This window comes from Sphingobacterium shayense (genome assembly GCF_013179575.1).
Classification (GTDB): domain Bacteria; phylum Bacteroidota; class Bacteroidia; order Sphingobacteriales; family Sphingobacteriaceae; genus Sphingobacterium; species Sphingobacterium shayense.
On sequence record NZ_JABMCQ010000064.1, the window covers coordinates 1 to 22,199 of the forward strand.

At 36.2% G+C, this 22,199-nt stretch carries 20 protein-coding genes and 1 pseudogene; 11 read left to right on the forward strand and 10 right to left on the reverse strand.

Annotated elements, in window-relative coordinates; genetic code table 11:
• The first annotated feature begins 142 nt into the window (after positions 1 to 142).
• Positions 143 to 2,002 (forward strand): phosphoinositide-specific phospholipase C-related protein, encoded by a 1,860-nt coding sequence (locus tag HP439_RS09375; protein WP_172390081.1) that lies wholly within the window; start codon positions 143 to 145, stop codon positions 2,000 to 2,002.
• Positions 2,003 to 2,733: 731 nt separating this feature from the next.
• Positions 2,734 to 3,378: an alpha/beta hydrolase gene (locus tag HP439_RS09380; RefSeq protein WP_172390082.1), complete on the forward strand. Its 645-nt coding sequence runs from the start codon at positions 2,734 to 2,736 to the stop codon at positions 3,376 to 3,378.
• Positions 3,379 to 3,903: 525 nt separating this feature from the next.
• Here the strand turns inward: HP439_RS09380 and HP439_RS09385 are convergent.
• Positions 3,904 to 4,128 carry a DUF7660 family protein gene (locus HP439_RS09385; protein WP_172390083.1) on the reverse strand — a complete coding sequence of 75 codons (225 nt, stop codon included), beginning with the start codon at positions 4,126 to 4,128 and terminating at the stop codon, positions 3,904 to 3,906.
• Between the two features lie 596 nt (positions 4,129 to 4,724).
• Positions 4,725 to 6,170 (reverse strand): ATP-binding protein, encoded by a 1,446-nt coding sequence (locus HP439_RS09390; RefSeq protein ID WP_172390084.1) that lies wholly within the window; start codon positions 6,168 to 6,170, stop codon positions 4,725 to 4,727.
• A gap of 215 nt (positions 6,171 to 6,385) precedes the next feature.
• Between HP439_RS09390 and HP439_RS09395 the strand changes: the two genes are divergently transcribed.
• Positions 6,386 to 6,733 carry a hypothetical protein gene (locus HP439_RS09395; RefSeq protein WP_172390085.1) on the forward strand — a complete coding sequence of 116 codons (348 nt, stop codon included), beginning with the start codon at positions 6,386 to 6,388 and terminating at the stop codon, positions 6,731 to 6,733.
• Positions 6,734 to 6,792: 59 nt separating this feature from the next.
• Here the strand turns inward: HP439_RS09395 and HP439_RS09400 are convergent, their stop codons facing one another.
• The 3 genes from HP439_RS09400 to HP439_RS09410 form a co-directional block, all read right to left on the reverse strand.
• The gene (locus tag HP439_RS09400; RefSeq protein ID WP_172390086.1) at positions 6,793 to 7,269 is read right to left on the reverse strand and encodes a hypothetical protein; all 477 of its coding nucleotides are present in this window, start codon (positions 7,267 to 7,269) and stop codon (positions 6,793 to 6,795) included.
• 642 nt (positions 7,270 to 7,911) lie between these two features.
• The gene (locus HP439_RS09405) at positions 7,912 to 8,310 is read right to left on the reverse strand and encodes a hypothetical protein (RefSeq protein WP_172390087.1); all 399 of its coding nucleotides are present in this window, start codon (positions 8,308 to 8,310) and stop codon (positions 7,912 to 7,914) included.
• Between the two features lie 321 nt (positions 8,311 to 8,631).
• Entirely contained in the window at positions 8,632 to 9,015 is a 384-nt protein-coding gene (locus tag HP439_RS09410) for a hypothetical protein (RefSeq protein WP_172390088.1), read from the reverse strand.
• Positions 9,016 to 9,508: 493 nt separating this feature from the next.
• On the opposite strand from HP439_RS09410, the gene HP439_RS09415 reads away from it, so the two are divergent.
• Both HP439_RS09415 and HP439_RS09420 read left to right on the forward strand, forming a co-directional pair.
• A complete protein-coding gene (locus HP439_RS09415) occupies positions 9,509 to 9,877 on the forward strand; it encodes a hypothetical protein (RefSeq protein WP_172390089.1) in 369 nt (122 codons plus the stop codon).
• A 561-nt stretch (positions 9,878 to 10,438) separates the two neighbouring features.
• A complete protein-coding gene (locus tag HP439_RS09420) occupies positions 10,439 to 10,981 on the forward strand; it encodes a hypothetical protein (protein WP_172390090.1) in 543 nt (180 codons plus the stop codon).
• 230 nt (positions 10,982 to 11,211) lie between these two features.
• Here HP439_RS09420 and HP439_RS09425 read toward each other — a convergent pair whose 3' ends face one another.
• The 3 genes from HP439_RS09425 to HP439_RS09435 all read right to left on the reverse strand — a co-directional run bounded on the left by HP439_RS09425 (position 11,212) and on the right by HP439_RS09435 (position 13,885).
• Positions 11,212 to 11,829, reverse strand: coding sequence for a DUF6088 family protein (locus tag HP439_RS09425; RefSeq protein ID WP_172390091.1), 618 nt, complete (start codon positions 11,827 to 11,829; stop codon positions 11,212 to 11,214).
• 304 nt (positions 11,830 to 12,133) lie between these two features.
• Positions 12,134 to 12,412 (reverse strand): hypothetical protein, encoded by a 279-nt coding sequence (locus HP439_RS09430; protein WP_172390092.1) that lies wholly within the window; start codon positions 12,410 to 12,412, stop codon positions 12,134 to 12,136.
• A 441-nt stretch (positions 12,413 to 12,853) separates the two neighbouring features.
• Complete coding sequence (locus tag HP439_RS09435) at positions 12,854 to 13,885, reverse strand: TlpA family protein disulfide reductase (RefSeq protein ID WP_172390093.1); 1,032 nt, start codon at positions 13,883 to 13,885, stop codon at positions 12,854 to 12,856.
• Between the two features lie 391 nt (positions 13,886 to 14,276).
• Here HP439_RS09435 and HP439_RS19740 point away from each other — a divergent pair, with 391 nt between their 5' ends.
• The 6 genes from HP439_RS19740 to HP439_RS09460 all read left to right on the forward strand — a co-directional run bounded on the left by HP439_RS19740 (position 14,277) and on the right by HP439_RS09460 (position 19,680).
• A complete protein-coding gene (locus HP439_RS19740) occupies positions 14,277 to 14,621 on the forward strand; it encodes a thiopeptide-type bacteriocin biosynthesis protein (protein WP_172390094.1) in 345 nt (114 codons plus the stop codon).
• A 342-nt stretch (positions 14,622 to 14,963) separates the two neighbouring features.
• Positions 14,964 to 15,167: a lantibiotic dehydratase C-terminal domain-containing protein gene (locus tag HP439_RS19745; protein ID WP_425501340.1), complete on the forward strand. Its 204-nt coding sequence runs from the start codon at positions 14,964 to 14,966 to the stop codon at positions 15,165 to 15,167.
• A 120-nt stretch (positions 15,168 to 15,287) separates the two neighbouring features.
• A complete protein-coding gene (locus HP439_RS09445; RefSeq protein ID WP_172390095.1) occupies positions 15,288 to 16,610 on the forward strand; it encodes a MutS-related protein in 1,323 nt (440 codons plus the stop codon).
• 36 nt (positions 16,611 to 16,646) lie between these two features.
• Positions 16,647 to 16,883 carry an LLM class flavin-dependent oxidoreductase gene (locus HP439_RS19750; RefSeq protein WP_425501341.1) on the forward strand — a complete coding sequence of 79 codons (237 nt, stop codon included), beginning with the start codon at positions 16,647 to 16,649 and terminating at the stop codon, positions 16,881 to 16,883.
• 197 nt (positions 16,884 to 17,080) lie between these two features.
• A complete protein-coding gene (locus HP439_RS09455; protein ID WP_172390096.1) occupies positions 17,081 to 17,323 on the forward strand; it encodes a hypothetical protein in 243 nt (80 codons plus the stop codon).
• A 680-nt stretch (positions 17,324 to 18,003) separates the two neighbouring features.
• Positions 18,004 to 19,680 carry a S41 family peptidase gene (locus HP439_RS09460; RefSeq protein WP_172390097.1) on the forward strand — a complete coding sequence of 559 codons (1,677 nt, stop codon included), beginning with the start codon at positions 18,004 to 18,006 and terminating at the stop codon, positions 19,678 to 19,680.
• A 277-nt stretch (positions 19,681 to 19,957) separates the two neighbouring features.
• On the opposite strand, the gene HP439_RS09465 is transcribed toward HP439_RS09460, so the two are convergent.
• Positions 19,958 to 21,949 carry a DUF5689 domain-containing protein gene (locus HP439_RS09465; protein WP_172390098.1) on the reverse strand — a complete coding sequence of 664 codons (1,992 nt, stop codon included), beginning with the start codon at positions 21,947 to 21,949 and terminating at the stop codon, positions 19,958 to 19,960.
• A 2-nt stretch (positions 21,950 to 21,951) separates the two neighbouring features.
• Positions 21,952 to 22,199, reverse strand: a pseudogene (locus HP439_RS09470) (hypothetical protein); the annotation flags it as partial.

Genomic DNA, 22,199 nt, shown 5'->3' on the forward strand with positions numbered 1-22,199 from the left:
TTTTAACCACAGCTATTTGGATTTCGCCTCTTAAACATGTAAATAAAGGCCTATTCATCCAGGAATTAGGAGATTCCGACGCTCAATTTACCAAGACAGTCAGGTTATAACACCGATTTTTTCACCTATAATATCTATACTTATGGAAAACTTATCAATTATTTACAAAGGAGCACATTCCGACACGCTGTACACGGCTTTTTTCGATGGATCTGCTTGGCACGGAAATACTAAGATCGAGGATCAGCCCGGCGGTATCAGTCCAGAGTCGAACTATAATCCTGGAGTAACCGTCTTTAACAACTGGCTGTATCTTATTTACAAAGGGGCACACTCGAACACACTTTATTCCTGTTGGTATGATGGCACCAAGTGGAACGGAAATATTAAGATCAGCGATCAACTCGGAAAAATCTCCCCGGAATCAAATTATTGTCCCAACGCTATAGTCTATAACGGTTTACTTTTTATCGTTTATAAAGGCGCAACCTCGAATGCCCTTTATTCCGCTTGGTTTGATGGCACGACATGGTTCGGAAACAAAAAAATCAGTAGCCAACCGGGAGATATTACCCCTGAGTCCGACCACAATCCAGGATTGGCTGTATTTAACGATAAATTGTACATCATTTACAAAGGAGTAGACTCCGATGATTTGTATACTGCCTACTTTCAGGACGCAACTTGGCACGGCAACACAAGGATTAAAGATCAGCAGGGAGGTATATCGCCTCAATCCAGTTGTAACCCGGGCGTCACTGTTTTTGAGGGCAACATGTATATCGTCTATAAGGGCGCAAGTTCAAATGACTTATACACCGCATGGTTCGATGGATCCAGCTGGCACGGAAATTCAAAGATCAGCGATCAAGGTGGTCATATCACACCTGAATCCAACTACTGCCCGAATGCTGCAGTATACAACAACAGCATGTATATTGTTTATAAAGGAGCCCATTCAGACGACCTTTATACGGCAGTTTTTGATGGTAACACTTGGTCAGGCAATACAGAAATTGATGGAAATATTGACCCCGAGTCCAACTACACCCCGGCAATGAGCATTTCCTCGGTTACCCCCAACAATCAGTCAACCTGGATGCAAAATTTACCAGATTCGACGTTGGTTTCGGAGATCAACATTCCAGGGTCCCACGATGCCGCTGCGATCAATACATCTGTACATACACCTTACGCCTGTCATAATAATTCTATTACGGATCAACTGATATTCGGAATTAGGTTGCTGGATGTACGTATCAAGGTCTACGAGGACGGGCATACTTATACTTTTAAGACCTGCCATAGTGATATATTATCCTCCACGGAAACGAATACCTATCAATCCCTACCCTCTTTGCTGGATGAATGTGCATCGTTCTTACGCACAAACTCGTACGAAGTTATCTTGATGTCGGTCAAAATCGATGACTGGAACGGCACAGACCACAAAAGCGATGCGCGAAAAGCACTCGCCGACCTTCTGAATACCTACCCAATATATTATAGCAGCAACATCCCGACATTGGGACAAGTCCGCTCGAAGATCTTTCTATTTTCAAGGATCGACGAGCTCTCCGTTGGGGTTCCAATAGATTGGAAAGACAATACCTCGGGTAGCTTTGCCAAAGATAGTAGCCAACGCCAGTATCAGGTGTATGTACAGGACAAGTATAAAGACCTGTCCACGTTTAATTCCCAGGAAGAGAAATTTGAACTGGTTACCAAGGCGTTCTTAAAGAAAGAAAACGGAATGGTCCTCTGGAATTTCGCAAGTGCCACCTGGTATGTGGTGTATGGTGTCTATATCATGCCGGATTTATTAAATTACTTTGGAGCACAAACGGCAGGAAACCGGTTACAGCATTTCGGGTGGACACTTTTTGACTATCCATTCAATTCCTATAGTACAAATACCTATTCATCGATGAATATTGTATCGTTGATAATCGACTCCAATTTCGGATACGTTAGCTATCCTGAAAAGTTCAAAGTTAGTTAATCATCGGTCTGGTTTGGCTCTTTATTTTAACGGCAATTCCGACACGGTGGCGTGCATATAGAGCCCCTCTAGATCTAACCTCGGTAAGGACGGTTTCTGTTCGAGGATGTACTAGGAAACATAATATGCGCCGGGTTGTACTATAAACAACTCGGTGTATGTTTTCAAGACAAAACGTAATAATAATGAAGCATAATCCTGTAAAAGCTCGGGCGATTAAATGACTTATTCCAGCTGGAACCAGATCCTTTGTCGCTATGAACACCTGATAATCCTAGACAATATGGCTTCAAGCAAGTGTTGTTGGCAAATAGGTATTACCTCTGCGCGGATATTGAACAGAGGATTGATAACTTTAACTCTGTAAATGAAGGACAATTAATTGTTCATAAGCCAAGAAAAAAACAGTACAATTTGAGGGTGTGACAAATGTCCATAGTATAATTTACACGAGACGATGCGTCCAGTCACAATTAATGCATTCTATTGAACATAAACTCGTATATTAACACAGACAAGCGTATACTGATCACTAGGATGTCAATATGCGAAAGATTATTTGAATTACTCCGAAGAAATTCAAACTCAGCTCGGCCATGCCGTTCAGTTTTTAATTTAGAGTACGGAACAGAAATCTATTCACGCTGGCAACAAGCAAAAGAAAAACGTGAGATCTATTTTTGGAGAAGTGGAAAAGACGTCAATTGAGAAGTTCTAAAGCCAATAACAATTTGAAAAAAGAAGTTTACATATTTAGCGGACTCGGCGCAGACGAGAGAGTTTTCCAAAAACTTGATTTATCAGGCTTTAAGACAGTTTTTATTAGATGGATTGCTCCATCCCCCAAGGAAACCATCGAAAATTATGCACAACGATTACTTAAGCAGATTACGACTACAAAGCCTATTTTAATTGGGCTTTCGTTCGGGGGACTTATGGCTGTCGAAGTGTCTAAGCAGATTGACACAGAAAAAACTATCTTAATTGCTTCAGCAAAAACAAAGTGGGATATTCCATTCTATTACCGTTTCGCAGGAAAATTAGGATTACATAAACTACTACATACCAAAATTTTAACAAAAACAAACTTTATCACAAATTGGCTTTTCGGGACAGCGTCAACTTTCGAAAAACAACTTCTAAAACAAATTCTAGCCGACACCGATCCTACGTTCATGAGGTGGGCTATTGACAAAATTGTGAGATGGACGAACCAAACCTCGCCAAAAAATATTTACCATATTCACGGTAAAAGCGACAAAATCCTTCCTGCCAGTTTCGTAACCTGTGACAGGGAAATTGAAAACGGGGGCCACCTTATGACGTTGAACAAAGCAGAGGTATTGAGCAAAATCTTACGTAATCATATATCGTGAACAACGATGCAGAATTGATATGCATCTTAGACAATGAGATCACTTTAATTTCAGTCCGGTTGTGTCCTGCAAAATTGCTTCTTTATCAAATGTTACTACTGGAGATTAAAGCACGAATATTTCTGTAAGGATCGAGAAAAAGTTCCGAGGAAGCTCAGGCAAAGCATAGTAACCTTTGCATACCGGATCTAAAGTAGTTTCAATTTACGATTCAGCAAACACATACAGCTTTCCAAAAGATAGGGTAAGTTAATAGCAACGAAAAAAGCGTACCCTAGCCCCTTTACCAATATCTGGGCAGAGTTATAATAATTATCCCCAATATTTATTTCTAGGATAGCCCCTTCTATTATCCTCTGCCTTTTCATTATAATTTCTTTGCTACCTTCATATACCCTTATCGTTTAGGAAAAGAAATAACACCAGTAACTTCCTATAAGAAAATAAACAATGGTCTACTCCGACATACATATTAATATTGGGTTTCCCAAATATCCTTTTCTTCACTTATTAAATGTACTCAAACTATTCGTAAACTCTTGCTGCTAACAATAGTTCAGAAAACAGCCTCCAAGACGGAGCCTCGTGAATGCTATCAGCGGAATACCCCAACAAAGCTTCCAGAAAACTCATCAAGTCATTATTTTCCCATTCTTCTGGTTTTTCCTCAAGGTTCCTTTTTAATAAATTAAGAAACTCAATAAATTCATCTTTGGAACTGACATTCCGAGTGTTTTCATATATTTCCATTTTCAAAGCGATTATTAACGTATTTTAATTCACGTCCACTGATTTGTTGTATTAAATTTAAACTTTTGGATAAGGCGCAAAATTAAGCCTATAACAAAGGAGAATATTGCTATAAATCCAACAGAATAAAAAGCCCAAGATGTATCGCAGATTTCCACCATCGATAAAAAATAGAGCAGTAAAATGAATACAATTGTTTTTAAAAGTTCTTTTGCCTTCTCTTATTTTACCGTCTTTAGGAAACGTCCCAAGTTGATTTACTCATTCTATATTGATACATAACTTCACCCTAAACCGGAGCTGCCCCTTACGATTTTCAAAAAACTTCATATTATCTTTTTCTAATTCTTATCATTTGTCCTTCGGAAGTTTCTAAATCAAAAGTATAATTTTTATCTTTTGACAAAGGGTCTAGTATTTTCTTAATCTTCATAACATCTATCCCTTGACGCGTAAATCGGCCATCATATCTATATAGTGATAGCCCTCTGTTTCCAAAAGAGTAATAAAAGCTTGCTCCAATTGTGATTCGGTGTATTTCACAATAACTTTTTCAAATTAAGGTTATTGGCTTTTTGTAATGTGGAAAAATGCTATTATCCATTTTTCGTTCTTAAAGTTATTTCTCCAATATTGTAGGCATAAACAGACGAAGGCACAAAAGTAAAATTGATTTCACTTGCAACTTTGGTATCTTGCCTATCAATAGTTGTTACCAATGCATTTTCAAAATCATTCGCTTTACAAAATTTTATTAAACTGGTTAGATCTTGAGGCATTTCGAAGAAACGGTTACTCCATTTTATTTCCACTCCCCAAACAGGTTTAAATTTTTTATCATCTACTAAAACCAAATCTACTTCTCCTTCAGACCGTCCTTCTTTCCAACGTGCATAGGTTAGATCTAAATTTTCACGGTGCATCCATTGTGATAAAATAGCAGTTTCCACCATGTTTCCCATTTCACTATCAGTAGCTTTTACAGGTGAAAATAAAGCTGTCCTAAGTGATGGATTGGTTAAATAGACTTTAAAACTGGTCACTCGTTTTAATCTTTTGGCGTTGATGTCCACTTTGTTCAATACTTTAATCAAAAAAGCGGCTTCCAAATATTCTAAGTATTTTTTTAGTGTTTCTTTTTGAATACCACTATCTCTAGACATCGTCTCATAAGAGAATTCATTCCCCGTATTATAAGCAATGTAGGTAAAAAAGCGATTGAGCTCCTGAACGTCTTTTATGCCGTATAAACTCGGTAGGTCGCGAAGTAATACCTTATCCACAATGTCATTTTTCACATAGCGCCCCATGTCTTTCTGTATTTTTTCGGATAAAACCACTTCGGGATAACCTCCAAAATTCAGATAATGAATGAATTCATCATTCAATTCATCTACATTTAAAGGTAAACAATAAGGAATTTGTTTGTCTCCATACCGAATAAAACTTTTTTGGATCAAATGATCTCGATTTTTAAGATGGATAAACTCTTGAAAAGTAAGTGGTGGAAGCATAAAATCGGTAAATCTTCCAGCACCGCTTTCCGTACTGTGCCACTTTAAAGCTGCCGCAGCTGAACCAGATACAACAAATTTTGTCTTTGGATAGGTGTCTACCAATACTTTAAGGTGACGTTCCCAATCTTTAAGATATTGTATTTCATCAAAAAACACAAAACAGTTTTCAAGACTTTGAGCTTTCACAGATTCTTTGCATAAATCTAGAATTTCCTGCAAACTCAGATTAACGTAAATAGGATTATCAATGCCAATAAAAAAAATACGTTGCGGATTAATGTCTTCGTTGATCAACTGATCAATCGTGTGAAACATCATTACCGTTTTACCCACACGTCTTGGTCCCATCAAAACAACAGCTCTGCGAATATCGGTCTCCGTTACGAAAGGATAAAACAAATCGAAATATAACCGTTTCGACATCTCCTTGTATAGCACTGGAATCTCTTTGGTCAACCACCAAGGATTTTCATACTGCAAACGTTCAATGATTTTCTCTGTTGGAATAAACCTCGAATTGTTCATAAATACTCTTATTTTCACAAATATAGTAAAAATAGACACATTAAAACATGCTTATTTATACAAAACAACCCTATATAAGCATTTTTTCATTCAGAGACATGTCTATTTCAGCGTTTCGAAAGGTAAGCCTTTCAACCTTCTTCATCAACGTAGTGTTCACCGCTCTAACAGATATTCCGTCTTGAGCGACCTGACCCGCTAGGAACCTCGGCCAGATGTCCGTTATCCAGTATGAACCGTTTTACCTCCTGCAGCGATCTTATATTGCGCTAGCATCGGGTATCCCCGACCTCATAGCTTCCATACAGCGCATCAAGTTCTTTCCTTTCCAGCAGTCCCATCGGTATATTTCTTACCGCTCCCCTGACCTGCAGTCCCGAAGCCGGATTACCGCTCATTATATTCCTTTTATTCAGGTAGCTGAACCAGTAGCGAAGTCACAAAAGTATCCGGTTCAGCTGGTTTACGCTCCGGTCTTGTTGAAGAATAAGAAACTCACGCTCTACGACCTTATTGATACTTATATAAGGGATGCAAAAACACGTAGAGCATATAACCTATAAAAGGCAAAGCCTAATATTTTACGGATCGGACTTACTTAACCATATTATCTAGCCTTGAATTAAATCGCTCCTTTTGCTATGTCACTATTTGGTTTAATCAGAAGCAACTTTCTAGAATAAATAAGGGCTCCTTCATCCGTCAATATTCTTTCTGGAATATGGTTGTAGTATAAAATTATCTCTAAAATACCTGCCTCCGATGGTTTCAACTTATGTGCTTCTAATGCGTGGTAAAGACCTACCGATTCACCTCCGTCGAGGTGATTTAGTATCATTCCCATCAAGCGGCTAATTGATAAATGTATGCGCCAGTCATCATATTTTCCACCTAACATTCTTAGAAGGTACGTATAAACAAAAATATTACTATAGCCACTTACCTCGTCGTAAGCGATTCCGTAAAGTACTTGTTCAAATTCTTCAAAATCCAATTCATTAGCTAATTTATCTAGGGGTTCAAAGTTTAAAATAGTTATATTTTCACGTAGAAATATCAGATTTCTAAGGTAATCTTTCCTTTCATAATATTTTTCCATTCACCTTGTGTTTTAATTTGCCAGTATTTTTAGTACCTACGGCGAAATACGGCCTTGGATTGAGCAGAAATTCGATTCAAACCGAAACTAGCCAAAGCTGTGAGTCTTTTGGTAAATTTAACAAAAAAACAATCTAAAAGAGTCTCTCACCAACCCATCTGGCTGGTAAAAGTAATCGTGTATTTCATTATAAATTAAATATATATTCGACCCCTTAGGATATTTCAAACATTTCTGAGTAGCCATTCTGACATAGTATACTTTTCCGTTATATTTTGAAGACAGAAGAAAACATTATAAAACACTCCTAGAACCAGAACCCGATAAGGAAAGACTGAACTTTCGAATAACTCAAATAACTCATTTTAGAACCGTTGGCGGTCACCCGATTTGATTATCTTTGGTCTTGCAATTTCTGAACATACCCCAACAACGAACTTGCGACCTCTGTTAAAATCGAACTTCCCGACAACACCTGATTAAGATTGTTCTGTGAATGCCCACATTGGACAACAAAGAAAACGTAAAATAAAACTATCATATTTTTCATTCAGTTAAGATTTGAATGGCATTCCTTTTAAGAGCCTCAATAACGGAATTAACTTCTGTAAAGGAGTACTCTTTTAAATATGTTTCATAGAATTACTTTTTAAAATAACTAGAATCAATTAGCAGTTTAACCTGATCAGCGATTAAAAAAACTTTCCCTTTTTTTATTACTCCGTCTTGAAATATGATCGTAATATCTAGTGAATTTAAGCTATATTCTGCTTGGACAACACTAGCTAGTTTGTTGTCTTCAACGTTATGTAAACTTATTGAGCAAGTACTGTCATTATAAAATTTGTATACTATATACCTATACCAGACACCCTCTACTAATTTTCCGTTCTCGTCGGGATACTGATAGGGAAAGCCTAATGCGTTAATTGATTTGAACTCGCTTGAAGTTAGGTCAAATTCTACTTCGGTTCTATCGTCTTTAGAACATGCCAAGACCGATATTGACACAACAAATAGTAGCAGTAAATATCTTTTCATAATAGGTAAATTAGTATGCTAAAGATACACACATTTTGGTTATTAAAAATAAAATGCTTAAGCATACTAAAATTGCAACCACACAGATCTAGGCTAAGTTATTGGAAAAGAAAAACGATGAAAACATGGCGGCGCTGAGAAAGAAGCTCGCTTAACAAACAATCCTGACAAAATAAATTTTATAACGAAACAGATAAAGAAAAGAGGAGCTAGATTTAATCTTTTAAATAAACGTTTAATCTTTAACATCGTACAAGTTCTCCAGTTATCCATATAAGCAAAATTAAAGGTGCCGCCTAATTCAAGCTAACACGATAACGATTAAAAACTTTGCCAACTGGTGTCTCCAACTCCCTTTTGTCGTCTGTTCTCTTCGATGACGCTCCAATCCTTATAATCAAAATGTATCCCATGACGTAAATAATTGTGCCAGCGCCAAAAACACAATGGATTGATGGTGTAAAGCCTGTATAGCTTTCGATTTTCAACCGCTGGAGCAGTCTCCATGACAAAATGCTCAAAACCAAAGGTTGAAAAACCGGGATTTTTAAAAGAAAATCCCTGCGTCATTGTAAATGATCCATCTAAGTTCGCATATCTGAAATAGCCTTCATCCAGTTTATGGGCGACATACTTGTTGATAATTGGTAAATTGGGAGTCGCAAGTATAATTAATCCCGTTATGATAACTGTTCTCATTTTCATATTCATTCTTCCTGATAAAGATATGCAAAACCGCTGATTTTCATTTATTCGGCAACCACTTCGAAAGCATTAGAATCTTTTATTCATATGTGAACCGCATATTCCATTTTTATTCTCAAATAATCGAATTTATCGACAATAATAAATGAAGACTAATCAAGCAATAAAAGTCGGCTAAAGATAGAAAAAATAAGAAGCGCGCCCCCACTCCTTGTTAGGAGTCAAGATGGTTACAATCATCTTGGGAAATCGGAAAAGAATCTTTAGATTTATTGTGTCAGAATAAAATAAAAACTACTGAACCAATTATTTCCGTACAATCATGCGTTGTCAGGTTATTGAAGGTTGGCAAGAAAAAGAAGATGAGTAGATTATGAACCTATGACATATAGAATTTATAGCATAAGCTTTTTAATCATAAAGATATCAGTGTCCAAGACCTTCTTCTTTTCTCCAGTTTCTTTTTACTCGTGGCTGAAAATAACACTTGAATATGCATAACATAAAAAAACTATTAATTGGCATTGGCCTAGCAACAGTGACAACACCTGGATATACTCAAACTGATGTTAGTAAGGTCACGGAAGATATCACGTCAGAAATGAGGTTACCGACACGAAAGGAAGTAGGTAAACGAGAATTATCCGGTGTTTACACCTTTGTCGTGGAGCTAGACGGTACATTAGGAAATATCGCAGTTAAAGATAGTGCAGGCTTTGGCATTGATATACAAGTCGTTAAACAACTGTCCAATGCAAAAAACTGGAAGGTACCCGTATTTGAAGATGGACCAAGAAGAATAGCCTACTCACTCCCAATCAGGTTCCATTTACCAAAAAAATATAAAGAACCAAAAAGATGATGTAGTTGAAATTACAGCACGTAGTTTGTAAACGTTTAGTCCGTAGTTATACAAGAATTGCTCAATAAGATAATGACGTCCAAAAATTGGCTTGGTATCATCACGGAGCGCACCTTTTCTTTTATTTTTGTCGGATTTGCGGCTCTTTTCGTACACACTCAGACGTTTTAAGCCATATCTTTGGTAATTAGCATTATAATGCTCCATTTCATCTCCTGATAAATTTTTATGGTTACAATATTAGGATATTTAGTCAGTGGATCACTTAAATAAAACTATCATTGTTTACTTTAAAGAAAACCTCAGATGTATAGAATACGCATGATGTTGCTCTAGAAACTGCAGGCGTCTAAAGCCGATAAATCTTACAGGGCAACTAACCCAGGTGAATAAATGGAACAAGGCCGAAGGTAAGGATAAATATGACTCTAATATAGTCGAAAATATACCGGCAGGCAACGGTGCTCGCTAGAAAGCGTTGGACGCCGAAAAGGCAGATGCTGAAAAATTAAGAAAAGAAGGACGACTAAGGGATCCAGAAAAACATCAAAGACCATAAATATGAAAATAAAAAAATTCGCATTAGCTTTGGAGGCTGAAGATTTTGACCTAGAAAGCCCAAATCTAATTTCTGATTTCAACTTGCAAGTTAACTACCTCACCGAGTATATTCGGAAGCGTTTAAGGAAGGAACGGTTTGATGCCGATAACTTCAGTCTAATCCTGTTTAGGGGGAGAAAGCAGCCTTCTGACATAATGATTTTAAAAGAACATTTTAAATCATTATGCATTGAAGTGATCTTTGATGAAAAAAGGTATAAAAAGATATATCCTCAAGAAAATGATTACCCAATTGAGGATCTATTAAAACCAATTATCCACTTGAGTGATTTTAACGATCCAGTGATTAAAATGATTATTGAAGGATTAGAAAAAGGAAGAACATTGGCTGCCCCCATACCTTATGGTTTTATTTTAAATACGGTACTGGACTTTAAGAATGAGGGATGTAAAAACGAGTGGATTCATAAAACTAAGCTGTTTAAGGAGTATGGTGTCAGAGCAACTTTGTTTTGTAAACTAAATCCAAATCTTTTTCATTAGAATTAAAAATAGAGAAAGAAAATAAAGAGATTTTTAGTAAGGAAATACTTAGAACTCTCCCTGATCCAATATTCTATGAACCGTATTTTAAAGATTTAATAGTAGATGGAGAGAAATTGATCGTGACTAAAGATATGTATGGAAATCCTCCACTTATTGAATTCACTTTGTCAGAATTATAGTATAATATCGTTTGTTCAAGTATCTGTACTTTTTGCTCTCGTGTTAAATCAATCCACATGATTATTAGATTTATAAAGGTTAGCTATTATTTTCTGTATCCAAACAGGTGCAAATCGCAATTGCGTATCTATAACTTTTGGTTCTAATCGATGAATAGAGGAAGTGATTTTCTCTAAAAAATCTTCTGTAACCCCACTCTGTCCAATCTCTTTAAAGGCTTGTACTATTAAATGTAACAAACCATCTTTTATAGCAAAACTACGAGGCACCGTCTTATTTAATTTTATACTACGCTTGCCTATTTTAATCTCTCGCTGAGAACCATCTGTCAGATAAACAGCTTTTAGGGGTATCTGAGTTGTCAAACCCAGTAAGAACAAAGCCATAATACCCGTTGGTGCGATTCGAGCTTTATCCCGTTGGGCGATCTGTTTGGCTATCTCTTCTGTTGTAGGATAAATAACTCCCAGCAATGGATCTTTCTTAGGCTTTAGGTAAATACCTTGAGCTAATCGTATAACAACACCATCTTCTTCTAAACGAGAAAGTACTTTGCGAATATTTTCTGAAGACCCATATTTAACAAAATCATCCAAAAAAAATATTTCGCCAAATGAAGACTTAGAAATCTTTGTTTGTATTTGATTTTTAGATGATTCCATCATGTTTATAATTATAACTTTGTCACAAATTTAGTAAAAATTTGTGACAAAATTAGGCTAATAGTAATTAGTGAAATTGGAAGAGAGCACAAGGAGTATTAAATATAATACTCCTTGTGCTCAACAATCTGATTACCAATTGCCTAAACTCTTAACCGAGGATTTTTGTAATATTTAAGCTTTCCAATTCGATTTCTTCCAAATCTTCATAGCGACTCAATTTGCTTACCATCTTATATTGATACCGTTCTGTTTCCAAAAGGGTAATAAAAATTTGTTCTAATTGGTTTTCGGTGTATTTCATTGGTTAATCCAAAGCTATAAGTTTATCAAACGCTTCTTTTATTTTAGCAGGAACATGGTCTACATGATTTATCACTTTTAAAATAAAATCAGCAGACTCAATACCTTTTTCGGGAATTGGCTTGAATTCATCTATATTTCCTCCTTCATCTACCCATTTACGCTTTAAAGAAGATGATAATTTTTTTAAAAAATTTTTTATTGCTCTGAACCCCTCTTCCTTCAGGAACAGATTCAAATTTGATTTTACGGATCGATTTATGCCATCGTCAGCTATAAGCATTCATGTCGCTACTATCTAAACAACAGTGGTTTACGGTTTTATTTGTGCCACTTTTGAGATCATTGAACTAACTTGTCGCCAAAAAAATCAGCGACATGGCCAATATACTTGATCCAATGGACTTAAAAGAAAATCCCTGCGTCATTGTAAATGACCCATCTAAGTTTGCACATCTGAAATAGCCTTCATCAATTTTATGGGCAATATACTTGTTGATAACTGGTAAGTTGGGAATCGTAACTATAATTAATCCCGTTACTATAATTGTTTTTAGTTTCATGTCGCTTCTCTTCGATAAAGATATCCAAAATCCCCGATTTTCGTTGATTCGGAAACCACTCGAAGCGCAGATCTTTTATTACTCCTAAATTTATATGTATATGCAATATATTCTGTTTTTAACCGCAAATAACAGAATTTATCGACAAAAATAAATCAAGACTAATCAAGCAATTTTTCTAGAAGGGAAGCCAACTCTTTGCCTCGAAGACCCCGCGCGACGATCCGGCCATCAGAATCCAGCAGAAAATTGTCTGGAATACCTCGTATAAACAGCTCTTTTCCGAGATAGCCTTCAAACCCCTTTAAATCAGACACCTGAGACCAAATAAGTCCATCCTTTGCTATCGCTTCTAGCCACTTATCTCTATGAAAATCAAAAGACACACCTAAAATTTCAAATCCTCTTTTCTGATATTTTTTATAGGCTTCTTTTAGAAACGGGTTTTCCATCCTACATGGAACACACCAACTTGCCCAAAAATCGACGAGTAAATACCTTGCATTAATATCCGCTATCTTCACAATATTGCCATCTTTATCTTCTTGCGGGATATTTGGAAAAAAGCTTCCAATCCGTATTTGGCTTTTCTTAATAATATTTCTTCCTAACCATGTATCTCGGAGGTTTCTAGGAACTTCAGCCATTATATGGTCAACAAAATCGTAGTCATTACTGTCCCTGCTCATTCTGGCCCAAAGAAGATGAAGCACGTAATAACTATCTAAATTTTCTTCAATAAATTTCCTTTCAATAGAATCCTCTATTGCAAGGGGCATCCCTGGTCGAAAGTCCTCCATCAAAGCCTTGTATTCCTCAAACCGCCTCTGTATTTCTGAATTTTGAACTCTATAATTAAACAAAGCCCTTCTTTCCCCCGACCGTCCATGAAATAGAATAGTCTTATCCGGTTCAATCCATAAATGATAAACATCAGTTGGCCGCGGCACACCGTTTATGTATACAAAAAGACGACTTGGTTCAGAAATTTTTCCGCGCAACACAAACTCACTTTTATCATCTAGCTTTAGAGTATCGTAGACTAATTGATCTTTATCTGAATACATGAATATATATTCAGAATTCGGCACCGTGTCTATCACCCCCTTTACTACAAACTCTCCTTTTGTTTGACCTTTCACTGTGACAACACAGCAGCAAAAGACTATAATTAAACTATTGATTAAGTTCATTTCTTAATTATTTAAAGAACTTATTTATTAAATATAATTGATTGATCTAAAGATCGTTAAAAATTACAATAAAATAAATATTTCGTAACGTTTTATCGAAGTAATTTTTGGTATACTCGCTTTGATTGAAGTGCGTTCGAACAATTGTTCGATGATCGCTCCATGCTAAAAACTACGTCTTCTTGTATATTTTCAATCAAATACAAGTTTACCTAAAGTGAGTTTTTACTAGATTTAGAGAATCAAAAGTCAGTAGAATATTTGCTATCTATTCTTTCAAAATTTCAAACGATCAAATTTGAAGAATTTCTATATGGTAAAAAAACTCCAGTTTTGTCTCCAATGGGATACCATGCAAATGAAATTGTACTACGATTTTACAAATTAGAAAATGACAAAAACTGTTAGAACTTTTATTCCAGGAAGTGATTGGTTATACTTTAAAATTTATAGTGGACACTATTTTTATGAAACATTTTTACGGAAAGACATTAACAATATAGTACGCAAACTTGAAAAGGAAAATATAATCTCAAAATGGTCCCTTGTACGATACGCCGACCCTGAATTTCATATACGAATAAGGTTTTTGATCAACGATAAAAATGATCTCGTAAAAGTCATTCAAACGGTCTATGATAAAATGTGCTTTTTAATTGGACAACAAATTTCCAAAATTCAAAAATTCAAATCGACACCTATGAAAGGGAGTTGGAAAGGTACGGAAAAATATTAAAGAAGATTTTGAATCACTTTTCACTTACGAAAGTAAGCAAGTATTACGTTTGATAAATAAGATTCATAAATTTGGAGCTCGAGAGGATTATCGATGGATGATAGGAATAAAATTGATTGATAATACTCTTAAATAGTATAAATTATGACATACAAGAGAGATATCATTTATTACTTGGTTTAAGCAACAGCTTTAAACACGAATTTGGATATCATCAAGAGAATATAGGGATATTTAAAACAAAATTCGCACAACATAAGAAACAGATTTATGATGTACGCGAAAACAAAGTAAAAGATAATAATTTCCAAATCTTGCTAAAGTTGGCAAGCAACAAGAAGGGTGATCTATCTTTTTAGAGATCGAAAAAAAATATTGAAGTACAAATATAACAGGAATAAATATAACCAACTTGTTAGTAGCGCCATTCATATGTTAATGAATCGTCTATTTGTATATAACCACCGATATTATGAGTTAATTATTTACGATTTTCTAACGATGTATTATAAAAATCAAATATACAGAACAAAAAAAAACATGTAAATAGCACAAATTGATAGCGAAGATGCTATTTTTATTTGTTGAATACTCTATTAATCGACCCAAAGTATTTTTTACTTTGTTAAATGAAAATATGCAATTGAGAAACTTAGGTAAAGACGTATGAAACAAACCTTTCTAATCGATGATAAGACCCTTAAAGATACAAAGATAAAAAGTATAAACGAAAGATCAGTTTTCGACTATTTTAATAAGACATATACCGAAGGCGGGCAAGAGAGATTATTAGAATTATTTAATTCTCCAACGAAAGACCCGAAGGAAATAATCGCCAGGCAAAATAGTTTTAAACGATATACAAACTTGTTAGAATTAGAGTTTCCTTTTGACAAAACGATTATTAAAGATATCCACAAATTCTTGGTTACTCCACGTAGCCACACCAAATCAGTTTTTGATTCTCTCAATTTTTTTCGAATTAATACACCTGAATATTTTTACACTAAAAGAACGGTTCTCGAGGTATTTCAAGTACTTTTAAGTTTAAAACATATATTGGGCATTATAATAAAGTGGGATTCGGGCACAGAAATAATGGAGAATTACGAAAAAACTCAAAAGTGTATTGACCGATTTGGAGAATTACAAAAATCGACCCTATCAGAAAAACTATTCATAAGTTTCACAAATATTGACTCTTTCGAAACTGAAATAAGGGAAAATCTTAGAGATGATTTACTGAGTCTAATTTTAATGATTTATGATATAGATGCAGGTTTAGCTGTTATTAAATCTAAAAATATTCTCAAATTAGAATTCGCGAAAATAACTACGAAAGCAGAATCAAATACAATTGAAGCAATGGGACTCTTTAATATTTTTCATAAAAAACCCGTAAGAAACAATGTAAAAATCACTTCAAACAAGAGAATTTGGTTCCTTACTGGGCCTAATATGGCAGGAAAATCCTCATTGATTAAATCAATTTCAATAGCCGTATATTTAGCACATATTGGATTTCCTGTACCGGCATTATCATTTACAGCAAATGCTTTAGACGGACTTTTCACAAGTATTAACCTTGAAGATGATTCGGAATTAGGACATAGTTATTTCTATGCTGAAATATTCCGACTAAAAGAAATTGTAGAAAAACTGGATAAAAACAGCAATGCACTCATCATTCTTGACGAGTTATTTAAAGGCACAAATGAAGAAGATGCTTCCGATGCAATTGTGCAGATCGTAAAAAATTTCAATTTATTAACCGCACCGGTTGTTTTGATTACTTCTCACAACACAAATGTGTACGACAAGCTTTCCCAATATTCCATAGTTGATTATTTTAAGATGGATATCGCGAGAGATCTGTCAGGCTTTCCGGTTTTTACATATAAACTAGTTCCAGGTATAGCAAAAGACAAACTCGGGATGTATTTATTAGAAAAAAGCGGCTTAATCAAAACTTTTGAAAAAAAATATTAATTATTAGGAATAATTAATATTTCTGTTTTAGACATAATACTAAGGAGGGACAAAGAGTCACATACTGAGGCAATAAATCAAACGTGTCAAGATGCTGCTACAATGGACAAATTAAACTATACTAAATATTGGCTTGCGGAACACCATAATTCAAAATACAATTTAAGTTCATCTCCATCAATACTGATAAATTACATTGCAAGCAAGACTAAGCATATAAAAGTTGGTTCGGGAGGTATAATGTTAAACAATCACAAAGAATTTATAGCATAAGCTTTTTAATCATAAAAATATCAGTGCCCAAGACCTTCTTCTTTTCTCCAGTTTCTTTTTACTCGTGGCTGAAAATAACACTTGAATATGCATAACATAAAAAAACTATTAATTGGCATTGGCCTAGCGCAACAGTGACCACACCTGGATATACTCAAACTGATGTTAGAAAGGTCACGGAAGATATCACGTCAGAAATGAGGTTACCGACACGAAAGGAAGCAGGTAAACGAGAATTATACGGTGTCTACGCCTTTGTCGTGGAGCTAGACGGTATATTAGGAAATATCGCAGTTAAAGATAGCGCGGACTTTGGCATTGATATACAAGTCGTTAAACAACTGTCCAATGCAAAAAACTGGAAGGTACCCGTATTTGAAGATGGACCAAGAAGAATAGCCTACTCACTCCCAATCAGGTTCCATTTACCAAAAAGATGATGTAGTCGAAATTACAGTATGTAGTTTGTAAACGTTTGTCCGTGGTTATTCAATAATTACTCAACAAGATAATGACGTCCAAAAATTGGCTTGGTATCATCACGGAACGCACGTTCTCTTTTGTTTTTAGTCGGATTTGCGGCTCTTTTCGTATATTGGTTTGCTTGAAAATTATCTCCTGATGACCCTCAGTTAATTCCCAAGATCTTGTTCTAACAGAAACACTATGATGTAATTCAATCATATCCAACATCTAGAAATGGCGCAACTACCTGAGGATCCAGACCAAAAAGGTTTATTGAATCTTCGCGAACTTCCAAAATATATCCAGCGGAAAAAGAACAATCGATAATTATTTTTTATTTGGCTTTTTTGAACACTGGTATGCGAAGAATCTTTCTTATTATTAAAACCTGCATATTACTCAATCATATCATTTCCATCCTTCCGGCGTACGCGGCCCGTACTTTGAGTTGAAAATCAGCATCCCAAATCAAGTATTTACGGCGGCGGAAATTTCGAAAAATAAGTGGGCGAAATAGATATTGCGTATATCATCGGAAATTTCCCATAGCGTGATAGAACGAAGTTCAAAAAAAGGAAGTTTCCTTATATTTGGCTAATGAATTGAAGTATTAGTACATCAATCAATGAACCTTAAAAATAATTTAAAAACTAGCATGAACAAAAATCATTTGATAATTTCATTTTCCAATAAGTTTAACATGCAAGCCAGCCTTATTGTGTTAGCAATATGTCTATTTTTGCAAATTCCTTACAGCAGTATAGCTCAGAATACGAATAACATAGGTGATCCTGCAAAGAGTATAAAAAAACAATTGGAAAATGGTCAAGCCGAAATATCGTTCTATAATTCAGCGTGTTATTTTGCCCTACATGGAGAATCAACGTTAGCATTTAAATATTTACAGAGCGCGGTGGAAATCGATAAAATTAATACAACAGAAACTCTACTTAATGATAGAGATCTAGCCTCCCTACATAATGATCCCCAATGGCAAAGAATCGTCGAAGGGGTAAGAGCGAATAAGGAAAATCAGAAAAAGACAGATTCATTATTTTTTAATCAGCAGAAATTTTGGGAATCTGGCACTTTTAACACTCCATATCAGGAAAATCTATCATCGGAGGAAAAAATAGCTGGTCTTTCAAGGTTTTGGTCTGAGGTCAAATATAATTTCGTCAACTTTGACCTTATTCCTGATTTAAATTTTGATTCTTTATATTTTGCATATATTCCGAAAGTTGTGGAAACGAAATCAACAAAAGAATACTATCAAACGCTTTCCTCATTTTGTAGTTATTTAAAAGATGGACATACAAACATCTACGTTCCAAAAGAATTAGAAGAAGATACATATTCCAGACCGTTGCTACGAACTCGTCTAATAGAAGACAAAGTACTCATTATCTCTATTCATGATCCTTCACTAGAAGAAAAGGGAATCAAAGTTGGCCAAGAGGTTTTAAAAGTGGACGGCATTCCTGTATTGGAATATGCACAACAATTTGTCACTCCATATCAAAGTGCATCCACACCTCAGGATCAAAACGTACGATCATTTGATTATTCTTTATTTGCCGGTTCACCAAAAAAAACTATTAATTTAGTTCTCCAGGATGATAAAGGTACTCTCAATAATGTCACAATATCACGTGTATCTCCTATGGATCGCAATGAAAAAATGAAGGTACCGAATTTTGAATATAAGATCCTAGAGGGTGATATAGCCTACGTCATTTTAAATAGCTTTGGTAGTGATGTTGCTCTCAAAGAATTTGAAAAACACTACGATGAAATCGCACAATCAAAAGCAATCATTTTTGATGTTCGAGCAAATGGAGGGGGTAATTCTTCGTATGGCTGGAAGATCCTGGAACATATTGTTAATAAACCTGTCAAAGTTCACACGATGTACACCCGATTATATAACCCCACGTTTAGGGCGTGGAATAAAAAACAGCAATTATATTCAACATCAAGTTCGTTGCGTCCGCGGCTAAAACAAGAATATTCTAACCCTGTCATTGTCTTGACTAGTGCTAGAAGCTATTCAGCCGCCGAAGATTTTGTTGGCGCGTTTAAATCAATGAACCGAGGGCTTATTATCGGAGAGCCTACTGGAGGGAGCTCAGGCCAACCCTTAGCAATAACACTTCCTGGAAAAGGTTCAGCAAGAATTTGCACCAAGCGCGATATGTTAGGAAACGGCAATGATTTTATTGGAAAAGGAATCCTTCCAGATATAGTGATTTCTCCTTCAGTAGATGATATAAGACAAGGAAAAGATCCCGTATTGGAAACAGCAATTAATAAATTAAAAGAACGCTTATAATCGCCCATCAGATTCAACGCGTAGGGAAATTTACAAATCGAGAATATTCCAATAATATAAACAACAGGTGCAACGTCTTGCGTTTGACTTTACATCAAAAACACAGACGAATTTAAACAAGGTTAGGCAGCGATGTAAACAATTTAACCATTACGGTTCCGTGGCGTCGTTATCGTCCTTTCCAAACGGACTGTAGCTCTTTTATAGAAAATCTTCCAGAGCCTTGCTCTGGAAGATTAACATCTTTGTTTTTCCTGCCGTTAGCAGAGAAGGTAATCTACTTATTGTATTGTATCGAAAAGTGACTTAACCTACTTGTTGCAGATGCTGTTGTTTGCGTCCCGTTTACCGATATTGCACTAATATTTATCAGCCTTATTTTTATATTCGGTTGATTAAGCAACACATCTGGCAGTTTAAAACTAAACATTTTACCGCTGGCGATCACAAACTCGCTTTCCCCTGCGCTAATCTGACCCGATAACTGATAAGTCCCTACACGGCTCCAATTCTCTCCATCCAATGAATATTCCACTGCAAAATCTCTGGGCCCCGAGTTTGTACTGCTGTTACCTTCGATCTGTAAAGATAGAGAGGTGTTAATACCGAGCGTAGAGACGTTATCAAACAACCAGTATCTACCCGCGCCCCAGCCGTTCACATTATAAGTGGACTTAGAAACACTGGTTCCAGAGCCAGCTTTATCTCCTCGGTATTTGTCTATCAAGTATATACCGCCTACTTTCGTATTAAAATAAAAGCCATCGCTTTTATCCTTATTCAAAATAGCATCCTTTGGACCTATAGTAGGCGCCAAGTTCCCTACCCCATCATTAAAATCTCCGGCATTCCATTGCTGCTCCCATTCCACCAATATTTTTGAAAACCCATTTCCTGAATTTGGATTCACCTGAATGTCCGATTCACTAAGGTGACGAATTGAATATTCGCCCAGATCGCCATACGCGCTGTCCTTAATTTTAACAACAAGTCCTGTGATGTTACCAGATCCTTTAGGAACACTTTTCCTACGATATTCAACCGCTCGGTTCGTAATGAGATAAAGATTATCCCCTTGTATATCCCGGATAGGAGCTGGATAATGTCTCGTTGCATATTCCGCATAACTCTGCGTAGGATAATATTCGTGGAAGTTTGAATATCCGCCGTGAGGAACGGCAAACTCAACATCTTTCAGTGTGACCAATGATAAGAGATGTTCCTCCCTAAGCTCTTTTATAGAAAGGCTTGGTGGAGAGAACCCAGGATCCGCTTGCCGCTCGAGTATATTGGCTGCGCTAATGCCTTTGATAACCCTATAGCTTTCGCCAGCATCCTGAAAGGTTTCGATTTTTGTGCCATCAAGGAGCAGCTGTACTTTGTCGTATTTATTAACTGGGAGGGTTTCTAACGTTTCAAAAGCGACAGCGGTATTGTTTGCATCCTGAATGATGTAGGTGTTTTTTCTGAAGTTATCGGAGGATCCCGTGGAAACGATATGTCCTCGGATCGCGATATTTTCTTCAATATCACCTAGGGGTAGCTCTCTTACGTATGCAAAATCCTTGTCCTGTGGCGGAAAATCATTTCCCGCGTCCATTTGAGTAATTATTATCTTGTCCCATATATCCGTCTCTTCTTCCAGCGCTCCATCATAGGATAAAATAATATGGGCTGTCCGCTTTTCGGTAAGCGTATTAATGGTTGTTTGGAAACGGAGGCTATCTCCCTCCATACTCACCCCAACAATCCAAGCATCGTCCACCTCTTCCTCGTATAGGATTTCAACACCGATAGCCGATGAGGGAATGTTACTACTCAGATCAATCTTATGGCTACGAGGTCTGGATACCACTTCCAACTTCTCAAGCTCTAGTTTAATAAAGGGGTTAGCCGATAACTGTGTGAGTTGGATTTTCTGATAGCTCTTACCATCTTCTGCCACGATAAAAAATTCTGCAGTTCTTGATTCTATGCCCTTGTTTTCAGCGTAGCTAAGAGATAATTTACCGTCCCCACTCCCCTCTGTCCGATCCACAGTGAGCCATCCTGCTTCAAGCTTACCGACCTTCCATGAGCTATTCGAAAGTATATCTATGCTCACCGCTCCTTCAGAGGCATCGATTACAGGTTTCAATTCGCTCACCTCTAGGGTAGAGAGATGCACCATATCACTTTTGCTGCAACTTGTTATGAATAGAATCGCCAGGAGTATACCCAAATACCGAAGCATTCTGGGTAGGGTCTGAAAATACATTTGGTCCTTCATAATTAGTTAGATTTTTTAATTTCTATATACATTGGATAATGGTCGGAAAATTGATCCGTATAGGCAGATTGTACAATATCAGCATAAACGACATTACTCTTAAGAAGCTGGTTCACAAAAACATAATCAATCCGATAACCTTCGTTGGTCGTGTTGTTTTTCTCGACCGAAGTACTTTTAAATTCAGTATTGAGTAAAGGATAGCTATCGAAGTATCCATATGTCTTGCAGGTATTGGTTACCGTGTGAT